Raw genomic sequence first — 12,112 nt, 5'->3', positions numbered from 1 at the left:
TCTTTTGTATCCTCTGCGGAAAACGTACCGAAGGCATTTTTCCAAATCGTTCTCTTCCTGTGAAGTATGATGAAGAATGCGGACATTCCGATCCGCAAAGTATTTCAGATCTTTTTTGTTGGATGAATCCAAATCACCGATGATCGCCGTTGGAAGAATATCCATTTCCCGAGCGGTCCGACTTCCTCCGTCCGCACAAATAATCGATGAAAACGAGGAAACGATTCGATTCCGGATTTTATCCGGTGGGTAGGTACCATTTCCCAAAATCAATACCGAGGATTCAGGTGTGGCGGTCGTATCAGGAAAATTCATGATAGAGGCGTAAAACGGTTATTTGTTCAGAGAATCGTAAATCTTCAAATTGTTTTTCTGCATACATCGAGCGAATCGTTCGGTATCGATAGTGTATTTCATCTTCTTTGAGTATTGTTGAATTTTTTTCAAATAAGGTTTGGATCGGAAATATTTGATGTAATCCTTCGACAGCGGAAAGAGCAGGTAATCGGGCTTCCATTCCATATACGAATTATCGATCTCGTTTACGATGCAGTTGAAATGTGCCGCCCACGCAACGGTATAGAAAGAATATTTCGGCAGGAGACTTTTGCTGATCGCGTAAATCTGCGCTTGACTCTGCGGATTGACGAATGAGAAACCTTTTGTGAACATGAATGCGGTGTGAAAATATCGAGGCTTGTTCACCATTCCTTCCAAACGGAGCCGCCTGGTCATGATAATTAAAATTTGGAGCAGGCGATCGCCAATTCCCAGCCCCGGGTGCATTTGCCCGGGAAGCGGTGGACGCTCATCACTAAAGTCGCGTTTTGGATTTTGGAGGAGAAGCCATTCAACCTGAAGAAGATTAGGTTTCTGTTCAGGAAGAATAGATAAATCTTGTTCGTTGAGATTCAAGGGTCCTTGTTTTAAAACCAGTTCGCAAATGATATTCTCTGGTTGATGTGCGCCAGTGTACGTATATAGACGATGTGTGTGCGGATCGGAAGTGTCGATGTCGATCGTAATATTATCAAGCCCGGTCTGATGTAATATATCGACCAATCCAAATGCCTGAATAATGCGATGCAATCCTTTTTGGCTAAAGACACCGAGAAAGAAATTTGATGCCGGATTAACGCGGCCGTCTTCGACGAGGTTTTCGAGTGACAAATCATCTCCGGAAACACCGGCTTGAATATCCGAAAGTGTCATCTTTCGGGCGATTTTCATATATTCTCTTCGGTATCGAGTCATAGCGCTTTCGGTTTAATCTAAGAAAATAATCTTACGGCGCAACGAGAATTTTTCCGTCCTCACCGGTTTCTATGACGCCAATCACTGAGGCGGTCTCAACTTCGCCATCATGCAGTTCTTTGACTAATTCATCGGCGATTTTCTTCGATAAAGCGACCAGTAATCCACCTGACGTTTGCGCATCGCACAGAAGAATCCGAACGGATTGCGAAACGCGATCATCCCATTCGACAAAGTGTTCGGCAAACTGCCGGTTTGCGTCGGTGCCGCCGGGAATGACATCTCGCCGGATCATTTCCATCGTTCTGGAAATGACTGGGACCTGCGAGGAAAAAATTCTTGCGGTGACATGACTGCCTGAGGTCATTTCGTGCAGATGACCCAATAGTCCAAATCCGGTAATGTCTGTGCAAGCGTGGATTGGAAACTTACTCATGATTTCGGCGGATTTGGCGTTTAGCGTTGACATGATGCGGACGAGCGTTTCTGTTTCCAAGGTGTCGATCAATCCGCGTTTCAGCGCTGTCGAGAGAATACCGACGCCAATCGGTTTTGTCAAAACCAGAGCGTCGCCGGTTTTTGCGCCGATGTTTCGGATAATGCGGTCCGGGTGCGCGATTCCATTTACCGCCCAGCCGAATTTTGGCTCGTTGTCTTCGATTGTATGTCCGCCGAGAATGGGGATTCCGACTTCGTCGGCAATTGATTGCGCGCCGCGTAGAATCTGCTCGAGAACATCCAGTGGCAGGCGCTTTTCTGGGAAAGCGACGATGTTTAATGCGAAGAGCGGTTTGGCGCCCATTGCGTAAATATCGCTCAGAGAATTTGCCGCGGCGATGCGTCCAAAGTCAAACGGATCATCGACAACCGGTGTGAAAAAATCGACTGTCGAAACGATCGATGTAGAATCGTTGATCCGATAAACAGCGGCGTCGTCGAAACTCTCAAATCCAACCTGTGCCTGCGCTGTCAGCGTCGGTTTCAGATTTTTCAGGATTTTTTCCAGACTCTGCGGACGAATCTTGCAAGCACAACCTAATCCATGTGTGAATTGCGTGAGTCGAACGGTTGGCACATTTTTGGATGGCTCCGGGAAATCCGGCATTCCCGTCAGTTTTTGGACTGTTTCACAAATCAATTGCGCGGCTTGTTGAACTTCGGACTCAGTTGTCGTTCTGCCGATGGAAAAACGGACGGAACTGAGAATCCGTTCGGTCGGAAATCCCATCGCTTTGAGAACATGAGACGGTTCAACATCGTTAGCGTGACATGCGGCTCCGGCGGATGCCGCAACGTTTGGCAATTCGGATAAAAGCGTGTTGGTGTCAATGCCGGGAAACCAAAGATTGGCTGTGTTCGGGAGGCAATTTTCGATGGAGCCATTGAACCGAACATCCGGCAATTCGTTCTGGATTTCGGCGATGAATTCATCCCGTAAACGACGCAGGTTTTGAATAATCGTCGTTTCGTTGTTCCTGAAATTTTCAGCTGCTATTCCAAGTCCAACGATTTCCAGCACATTTTCAGTTCCGGCTCGCAATCCTCTCTCGTGTCCGGCGCCTAAAAGGAGCGGCGAAAGGCGTGTTCCCGTTTTGATAAACAATGCGCCGACGCCTTTTGGAGCGTTCATTTTGTGACCGGCGACCGATAACAGATTCACGCCGAGTTCAGCGACATCGACGTGAATTTTCCCAACCGCTTGCGCCGCATCGGTATGAAACGGAATTCCCAATTCATGGGCAATTCCTGCCAGCGTTTGAATTGGTTGAATCGTTCCGACTTCGTTGTTCGCAAGCATGATTGAAATCAGAATCGTATCCGGTCGAATCGCTTTCCGCAGATCATCCGGATTGACAAGCCCGTCGGAATCGACTGGTAAATATGTGACCGAAGAGCCGTGCTTTTCTAAATAGCGACAAACTTCCAGAACTGCGGGATGCTCAATTGAACTGGTAATGATGTGACCGTTTGCGTGGTTTTCCAGAACGCCTCGAATGGCGAAATTATTCGATTCTGTGCCGCCGCTGGTGAAGACAATTTCTTCGGACTGGCAGTTCAGCAGATTGGCAACTTGCATTCGCGCTGATTCGATGGCGCGTTTGCTTTCCTGCCCAAAGGAATGACTGCTCGACGGGTTCCCGAATCCCGATTGAAGATACGGCGTCATTTCGGCAATGACTTCGGGAATCAGCGGCGTACTGGCATTATGGTCGAAATAGATCGGTTTCATTTTCCTGAGTCCGTTGAAAAAAGCAGACTGAAATCAGCGCTTTTAACCGAATGTGTCAATGCGCCAACTGAGACGACATCGACGCCGGATTTTGCATAATCGGAAACCGTTTCGAGCGTAACGTTTCCGGACGCTTCAAGAAAAATTTCATCACGTAAGTTCCGCCGAACCAATTCCGCGATAATTGGCGAGATTGCAGTTGGTTGAAAATGATCGAACATGATGACTTTTGGGACTGGTGTTTTTATCGTTTTAAAGATATCCGCGATTTCCCAGAATTCGTCTTCCGACCGAACTTCTATCTCAATAAAACGGAGATGTGGATGTATCTGGATGATTGTCTGGACGGAATCGCGAATAGCGTTTGGTTGCTCCGAATTCTTCAAGGCGGCGAGATGATTTTCCTTTAACATCGCCGCGTCGTATAAACCGAGTCGATGCGAAAATCCGCCGCCATGTTGAACTGCGGATTTGTCTAACATTCCCCAGAGCGTTTTACGCGTTGCGACGACGAAACAATGCGTTCCCGCGAGCCGTTCGGAATATTCTTCGGTCACGGTGGCGATTCCGCTCAGTCGCTGGAGAACGTTCAGAATCGTTCGCTCGACGGCGAGAATATCTCCGGTGTTGCCGCGAATTTTTAGTAAGGTTTCGCCCGTCTCGATCGCATCGCCGTTTCTAAATTTCGTTTCTCCAGTGAGATAAAATTCGTTCAGAAACATTGTTGTTTCTTCGAGACCGGCAATAATCGCTGGCGATTTGGCAATGATGAAAGCCTCAGCAGAAGAGTGATAAACGTTTTCCGGAAATACAGTGGCGTCGCCCTTGCCAATGTCGAACGAAATTAAACGGTTCAAAAAGGACGATGCAAAACGGCGGTATGTTTTGTCATCTGGCGTTAGTTCACCAGTAGCGTCAAATACTTTTTTGATTTGTTCTATCCGGGTCATCATCCGATTTCTCTTATTTTTCGATGATAATAGTCATTTTAAAACGAAAATCTTTCCTCCGACGGCTCCTGAAAAAATGGTTAAAGAACAAAAGTAATTTAAGAAATTTAAGAATACGGATGAGCAGAAAATCGGATACTGGATTTTTTTATATTTGTACCATGAATATCAATTATCTGAACAGCAAATCCCTCGAACAACGTATCTGGGGCGTCGCAAAGATTTTGACAATACTTCGAATTTTATTGGAGAAATAGATTGATAAAGAGACAGAATAATATTTGTTACGTAAAGAAATTGTCTAAATCTTACGTTTTATATAACCATTTTATCACAAGTAATTGAAAAACATCATGTAAAACATTTTTTCATATTCATTTCAAATTTGACTTTTCCCTTCGATGCCGTAGATTTCATCGTTTTTTCAGGAAGAAACTAATTGAACAGGAAATATTGATGACCGAGCAACAAATATATCAGATCGTTGCAAAAGAAACGCACCTGCGGGCAAACCAAATCATTCAAACCGTCCAATTACTGGATGAAGGTGCCACCATTCCATTCCTTGCGCGCTATCGAAAAGAACGCACCGGTTCGCTGGACGAAGTCCAAATCCGGCTTATTCAGGAGCGGGTGGAATATCTTCGTTCACTGGAAAAACGCAAGAAGACCGTACTGTCCAGTATTGAAGAACAGGGCAAGTTGACTCCGGAATTGAAAGCGAAAATCGAGGCAACGACAAAACTTCAGGATTTGGAAGATTTATATTTGCCGTACAAGCCTAAAAAACGAACCCGCGCATCAATTGCCCGTGAAAAAGGGCTTCAGGCTTTGGCTGATCTGATTCTCGAGCAACAGACACTGACCGGCGATCCGCTGGATGTCGCCGCGGCTTTTATGAATCCGGAAACGGGTGTAAACACACCGGAAGAAGCATTACAGGGAGCGCAAGATATCGTTGCGGAGACGATTTCAGAAAACGCCGACATCCGCGGGATGGTTCGGGAGGTTACTTTTAAAACCGGTATCATCGTTTCCGAAGCAAAGAATAAGGACGAAAAAAGCGTCTTTGAGATGTACTATGAGTACACCGAACCGATCAGCAAGATTCCGTCGCACCGAATTTTGGCGATCAATCGTGGCGAAAAGGAAGGCATTCTGAAAGTTGATATATCGGTGAATATCGATGATATTTTACTTCGGATTGGAAAGAAAATGGTCGTCGATTCCCGGTCGATTTTTCATAAATATTTACTGGATGCGATCCGGGACGGTTATCAGCGATTGACTGCGCCGTCGATCGAGCGAGAAATTCGCAGCGGTTTGACGGAGACGGCGGAGAAACAGGCAATTCGGATATTTGCGCTTAACCTGAAAAATCTGTTTCTTCAACCGCCCATTTCTGGCAAAATTATCATGGGCATCGACCCCGGATTCCGAACCGGCTCAAAGGTTGCGGTTATCGATAAAACCGGCAAATATCTTGCGGGTGTGACTATTTATCCACATCCACCACAAAATGAAGCCGATGAATCGAAAGTTATTCTGAAGAAAATGATCCTGAAATACAACGTTGATGTCATTGCTATCGGAAACGGAACTGCGAGCCGCGAAACAGAATCATTGGTCGCCGATTTGATTTGTGAGATGAAAACCGTCAGGGAATTATATTACGTTATTGTCAGCGAAGCGGGCGCGTCGGTTTACTCTGCATCAAAAATTGCGCAGGAGGAATTTCCAGATTTGGAGGCAAGTTTGCGCGGCAATATTTCGATTGCCCGTCGCTTGCTCGATCCGCTCGCGGAACTTGTGAAGATCGAGCCGAAAAGCATCGGCGTTGGTCAATATCAGCACGACGTTAACCAAAAACGATTGACAGAATCGCTTCACAGCGTTATCGAAGATTGCGTTAATCATGTCGGTGTTGATCTAAATACTGCGTCGTTATCTTTATTGACTTATGTCTCCGGATTAACCAGTCGAAACGCGGCAAACATTGTTAGTCATCGAGAAAAAAACGGTTGTTTCAAAAATCGTGAACAGTTGAAAAATGTTCTGGGAATCGGTGTCAGTATATTTGAACAAGCCGCCGGTTTCCTCCGAATTTCGGGCGGTGAAAACCCGTTGGATAACACGTGGATTCACCCGGAATCTTACGAGGCGACGAACCGCCTTTTGAAAAAGTATAAGATCGAGAATATTCGAATTGGCGAGCAGAAGATTCGGCTGATGATTTCAAACAGCCAGACAAGAATGAGCGATCTGGCAGTAGAAATCGGCATCGGTGAACCAACCTTGAAAGATATACTTACCGATTTGGAGAAGCCGGGACGCGATCCGCGCGAAGAATTGCCCAAACCGATATTGAAAAGCGACATTCTCAAAATTGAAGATCTAAAAGAAGGGATGATTCTTAAAGGAACCGTCCGTAACGTCGTTGATTTCGGCGTATTTGTCGATATTGGCGTCAAACAAGCGGGTCTGGTCCATATCAGCCAGATTTCGGACCGGTTCGTTAAAAATCCGAGTCAGGTCGTTTCGGTCGGCGATATTGTCGATGTGCGGGTTATCTTGATAGACATCGATCGCGGTCGCATTCAACTGAGCATGAAATCTGTGAAATAAATGCATCGGCGGAACTAAATTTCAACGGATCGCACAATTGTTCATTTAAAGCGAGAGGCAGTAAACATGAGTTCTTTTCTCTGTTTTGGACATCAGGGAGCGCCGGGTTACGCTCCGGAAAACACGCTGGCATCTTTTCAAAAAGCCATTGATCTTGGTGTTGACGGTATTGAACTGGACGTTTTTATCGTTGACGGCGATCTCGTCGTCATTCACGATTATCGGTTGGAAAGATTGACAACCGGGACTGGACTTGTAGAAGAGAAAACATTCGACGAAATCCGATCGTTAGAAGTAAAAGGCGGCGGTCGGATTCCTCTGCTGACCGAAGTACTCGACCTCGTGAATCGTCGGACGAGCGTGAATATCGAGGTTAAAAACGAATGTACAGCGCCATTGGTAGCAAACGTGATCAACGAGTATGTTCGCAAACATGGTTGGAGATACGATCAATTTCAAGTTTCTTCCTTTAATCATTATGAATTGAAAACGATAAAAACGCTGATTCCGGAAATAAAAACCGGTGCGCTAATTTTCGGAATACCAATCGGCTGGGCGAAATTTGCCGCTGAACTGGACGTTTATTCAATCAATATCAGCATCGAATTTGTCAATGAAGAAATCATCGAAGAAGCGCACCGCCGGGGGATCAAGGTTTTCGTTTTTACTGTCAATTTTCCGGATGATATTCAACGGATGATCGACTTGGGAGTCGACGGTGTTTTTACCGACTATCCTGATAGAGTTATCGACGTCCGGTCAAATGTAAGAGTCAATCAGGAAATCTGAAAAATGAGTACTCTTGGAAATATATTGTGGATTTTTCTTGGCGGTGGGATTTTTATCTTTCTGGGATATTTGTGGGGTGGCGTTGTGTTGTGTTTGACGATCGTCGGCATTCCGTTTGGGATTCAATGCATTAAATTGTCAATTCTCGGACTCATGCCGTTTGGTGAAACGATACGCTATAAACCATCCGCGCCGGGTTGCCTCTCGACGGTTATGAATTTGATTTGGCTCCTGTTCGGCGGTATCTGGCTAACGTTTTTTCATCTGGTTTTCGCGTTGATATGCGCCGTGACGATCGTTGGCATTCCGTTTGCCAAGCAACATGTCAAATTATTGTCGCTGGCACTCTCGCCATTCGGAAAGGAAGTCTCAACCTCTCTTTGATTCTTACCTTTTGCTTATTATCAAAATCTTTTTCAATTTTTATCATGTTATTTAAATGTCTGCCGGAGTAATAGAGTAGATTGGAGAATTCATGAAGCAGTGGTACCTGGTCTTTTTAGCGGGCTTCCTGATAGAAAGCATCGACGGGAAAGAATTAGTTACCGATGATCGGAAAAACGAATCGACGTCACGGTTTATTGTAATTGAAGATAAATTGGCCCCAAATCTGCCAGCATATCAAAAACCGGGCGTTCATTTTCTGCCTTCTTATCGTGACAAAAAGGGATTTCATTTGCTGATTGATTCTTTAAATATCGTCGTTCCAGTTGGTGAAGACGATCTACGAGATATGACAGATTTTATCGCTTCCTTCGATAAAACCGGTAATCCGGTTGATTTTTCCAGCGACCGCGCCTCGTCGGCTGAGAAAGTCCGCTACTATGCGACGAATCTGACTGCTGATCAACTGATGACGCAATCTGTGGAACCGAAAGATATTGTCGGAAAATCTCATTTTAAGGGAATGTTCGACACTGCCGGAAACCTTCAGTCGCTCGAATTCATTCCTGGCAGAACGAGTCCGCTGTTGGTTGGACGAAATTTCAAATATTCCTATGTTTTCCAATTTGATTTGCTATTTAACAAATATTTTCATTTTACTACGCCCGACGGAAGAAAGCCGATACCCCGTGCGAAAATGGTGCGAGATGAATTTGGACAAATCCGTTACGTTGACTATTTAATCAATGGTAAAAACCCAATTGCGCGCGGAAAATTTACTTATGGCGCAAACGGTACGATTTTGGAGCAGAGAATCGATTTTCCCGAAGGCGGTAAACTGACCGATCTGAATCCCTATTATTTCGACTTGCAATTTAATATGGTCAAACCGGGCTGGGTCATTAAATGCCTTTATTCATCGGACAATCGTTTGGAACGATTGATCGTTATGGACGACAGTGGGAATCAATATTATCATTATCAATTTGTCTTTCAAAAATCCGAAACCGATGCGTATGCCGCTCGCGGAACGGTTTACGATGATGCAAAAGAAATGTATAGCTCCTACGAAATGTATTTCGACAAATTCCGGTTGATTACAAGGAAAGTCACTTTTGGAAAAGACGAAAAGTTTGTCGGAAGTCAGACATTTTTTTTCGATGGTGAAAATCTGAAAATCGGTATCGATTCGTTCGATGCAGAAGGGAAAAATCTGGGGAGAATGTATCAGCAACTATGATTTTTCACGGGTTAATATCGCAAAAACCTGACAGTAAAAAAGTACACTTGAATGGACTTCAAAGGCTCTTATTTTTATTCACGGTCGTTATCAGTTTTTTTCTTCTGTCTTGCGAAGATGATGCAATCTCAAACGATATTAACTCGGTTGGATTTTCCGGTCGGAGTTATCTGGAAATTTCTGGGAACGCGGCGCTGGATTCAATTTTTTCCAGAGATTTTTCCATTGAAATATGGATACAGGCGGACACATCGCTTCCGGATTCTCAACGGGCGATCCTGATGATTGGCAACGAACTGGGCGGGACCGAGATTGGTTTTTTTCAGGGAGATTCGGATTCAAGCCGGATCGATTTTACTGTCGATGAGCAAACTATGGGCGGTTTTCATCCGGCGTCACTGGATTGGCGTCAGTCAAGATTTCATCAAATTTGCTTAACCCGGCAAGAGTCTCATGTGCGGTTTTACTTCGATGGAAAAGAAATTGCCTCCTTCGCGCTAGCCGGAATCGACATTAACGTCGGCTTGAGCAATTTGTTAATCGGCGGCGCTTACAGATCGCCGGGACGCAATACCGGCGCGCGGAATTTTTGGACTGGATTGGTGGATGAAGTCCGGTTGTGGAATCGATGTCTCAGCTCCGATGAAGTGCTGTTTCATCAAAATCATCCTGACAAATTGTTTGAGCATTTTATGGAAAGTCTATCGGTATTGCCCGTTGGAATCTGGCGATTTAACGGATCATGTAATGATTATATCCCGGATGAAGCCGGCAATGGAAATTCTGCTTGGATTCGAGGGGCGTCCGGTTCTGTTTATTGGAGTAATTTAGGCGCCGACTAAATTACCTGAGATTTTCTCCATTTTTTAACCAAAAAAAATTATCATGTGATTTGCCGCAAATTTATTTAAACGTGTAAGTGTTAATTTATAATTGGTTTTTTACCAGACTCTTTATCCCTAATTCTCACTACCCTCCAGTCCAGAGTGATTCCCCGTCACGCTGGACTTTTTTTACGATGGCGCTGATCGTTTTTGGATTAATACCGCAACATCCGCCAACGATGTGAACTCCTTTTTGCAACCAACTAAAAACCGTTTCAGCATAGAATTCCGAGGTAAAAATCGGATCGGTTTCCCAGCCGGAATGAGGATTATAAATGCCGGCGTTTGCGTATGCACAAACCGGTTTAATTCCATTCTGATTTAGGTCTTCGATGGCACGAGTAATGATCCGGTGGTGCGTGCAGTTGATCGAGATGCCCGTAGCACCGAGTTTTATTATCTCACTTGCGGTTTGAGTCAAAGCATCGCCATTCCAAATTTGTCCATCATTGTTTAAAATAAATGAGACAATAACCGGTAATTGAGTTGAAAGCGCGGCTTTCGTTGCCGTAATTGCTTCTGAGCGAGTATTCATGGTTTCAATGAGGATAAAATCGACGCCAGACTCGTGTAACCAACTGGCTTTTTCATTGTGTTCGCGAAGCGCCGTGGCAGGATCAGGCACTAATTCAGGGTGATAACAGTCCTCGAGCGGCGACATTGAACCAGCGATCCAAACTTTCCGAACAAGTTGACTATCTTGGATTGATTGTTTTACGAGATCGACTGCTTGAAAAGTTGCCCTTTTCGCGTCGGCTGAACTTAAACCGGCTTTTTGAAACGTACGCGTGTCTGTGCGAAATGTGCAGGTCGTTAATATGTCGGCGCCCGAAACGATATAATCTTCGTGGATTTTCCTAACTGCGTCCGGATGCTCCAAAACCGATTGTGCCGACCATAACGGGAGTCGAACCGGAAAGCCGCGCCGCGCCAGTTCGGTTCCCATAGCGCCGTCAAGAATCAAGGGTTTATTATCGCGGAGTCGTTCGGGAAAATCCATCATGAGCATTAAAAATTGCAGGAAATCGTGACTGTCGATGTTTGGTTCGACTGACTGGCCTGAACGTGCCACATTTGGTGATGTTCGCGCGAAAAACTTTTTCCGATGATCGTTCCAACGATTGCGCCTGTCACGACGTCGGAAAGGTAATGTTTATTATCGTTAATGCGGCTGGAAGCGACGAAGGTTGCCATGGCGTACGCGGGAATTCCGACCTTTTTACCGTAGATCTTGTTCAGACACGCGGCGAGTGTAAATGAACCGCTGGTATGTCCCGATGGAAACGAGTGGTAATTTTCGCCATTAGGTCGTTGGCGATGTGAAATTTCTTTCACAAGTCCGACGATAATTCCTTCGGTGATGATCGCTTCTCCGAGTAATTCGACATCAGAAAATGTCTGCTGAAAAGATTGTCCGCCTACAAATCCGGTCAAAGTGACCAAACCGGCGGCTCCGACATAACCCCACCGATAGCCGTACAGATCGCCGATTCGGGAAATTTCGGATGAATAAAATCCATGATCGACGGCATAATCGTGAACTACATCGTCGAGTAAAAAAGCAACCGGAATCGCAACCGCTCCAGCGATGAGAAGATTTCGGTGAAACCGAACATCTGCGATTCCTTTGAATCCGTTCCAATAGTGGTTGGGATACCATCGGACATAATCGACTGGTTGGCGTAACGGATTCGGCATTTCCGCCGGAAGCGCAGTTGAAGCTGATAGGCAAAATAGGAGAGCGATTTCCACGATT

General features: G+C 45.3%; 11 protein-coding genes. 5 read left to right on the top strand and 6 right to left on the bottom strand.

The window, feature by feature from the left end; all coding sequences use genetic code 11:
- The 4 genes from COT43_04845 to nadC form a co-directional block, all read right to left on the bottom strand.
- Positions 1-315, bottom strand: a 315-nt coding sequence (locus tag COT43_04845; protein PIS29118.1) for a hypothetical protein, incomplete at its 3' end; no start/stop codon positions are given.
- An 18-nt stretch (positions 316-333) separates the two neighbouring features.
- Positions 334-1,230: a hypothetical protein gene (locus COT43_04840; GenBank protein PIS29117.1), complete on the bottom strand. Its 897-nt coding sequence runs from the start codon at positions 1,228-1,230 to the stop codon at positions 334-336.
- Between the two features lie 55 nt (positions 1,231-1,285).
- The gene (gene selD, locus COT43_04835) at positions 1,286-3,484 is read right to left on the bottom strand and encodes a selenide, water dikinase SelD (protein PIS29116.1); all 2,199 of its coding nucleotides are present in this window, start codon (positions 3,482-3,484) and stop codon (positions 1,286-1,288) included.
- Entirely contained in the window at positions 3,481-4,437 is a 957-nt protein-coding gene (nadC, locus tag COT43_04830) for a nicotinate-nucleotide diphosphorylase (carboxylating) (protein ID PIS29115.1), read from the bottom strand. The genes selD and nadC overlap by 4 nt, the downstream gene beginning before the upstream one ends.
- Before the next feature lie 453 nt (positions 4,438-4,890).
- Between nadC and COT43_04825 the strand changes: the two genes are divergently transcribed.
- From COT43_04825 to COT43_04805, 5 genes are all read left to right on the top strand, one after another.
- Positions 4,891-7,059, top strand: a complete 2,169-nt coding sequence (locus COT43_04825; GenBank protein ID PIS29114.1) for an RNA-binding transcriptional accessory protein — start codon at positions 4,891-4,893, stop codon at positions 7,057-7,059.
- Positions 7,060-7,125: 66 nt separating this feature from the next.
- Positions 7,126-7,848: a glycerophosphodiester phosphodiesterase gene (locus COT43_04820; GenBank protein PIS29113.1), complete on the top strand. Its 723-nt coding sequence runs from the start codon at positions 7,126-7,128 to the stop codon at positions 7,846-7,848.
- Between the two features lie 3 nt (positions 7,849-7,851).
- Positions 7,852-8,232: a hypothetical protein gene (locus COT43_04815; GenBank protein ID PIS29112.1), complete on the top strand. Its 381-nt coding sequence runs from the start codon at positions 7,852-7,854 to the stop codon at positions 8,230-8,232.
- Between the two features lie 91 nt (positions 8,233-8,323).
- On the top strand, positions 8,324-9,472 hold the full coding sequence (locus COT43_04810; protein PIS29111.1) for a hypothetical protein: 1,149 nt from the start codon (positions 8,324-8,326) through the stop codon (positions 9,470-9,472).
- Positions 9,469-10,314: a hypothetical protein gene (locus tag COT43_04805; protein PIS29110.1), complete on the top strand. Its 846-nt coding sequence runs from the start codon at positions 9,469-9,471 to the stop codon at positions 10,312-10,314. Before COT43_04810 ends, COT43_04805 begins: the two co-directional genes overlap by 4 nt.
- A 127-nt stretch (positions 10,315-10,441) precedes the next feature.
- On the opposite strand, the gene COT43_04800 is transcribed toward COT43_04805, so the two are convergent.
- Both COT43_04800 and COT43_04795 read right to left on the bottom strand, forming a co-directional pair.
- A complete protein-coding gene (locus tag COT43_04800) occupies positions 10,442-11,365 on the bottom strand; it encodes a hypothetical protein (GenBank protein PIS29109.1) in 924 nt (307 codons plus the stop codon).
- On the bottom strand, positions 11,365-12,054 hold the full coding sequence (locus COT43_04795) for a hypothetical protein (GenBank protein PIS29120.1): 690 nt from the start codon (positions 12,052-12,054) through the stop codon (positions 11,365-11,367). Before COT43_04795 ends, COT43_04800 begins: the two co-directional genes overlap by 1 nt.
- Between the last annotated feature and the right edge of the window lie 58 nt (positions 12,055-12,112).

Source organism: Candidatus Marinimicrobia bacterium CG08_land_8_20_14_0_20_45_22 (assembly GCA_002774355.1).
In the GTDB taxonomy this organism is placed as follows: Bacteria; Fidelibacterota; UBA2242; order UBA2242; family UBA2242; genus 0-14-0-20-45-22.
Note: the sequence above shows the minus strand (reverse complement) of the source record. Positions and strands in the feature narration are given on the sequence as shown.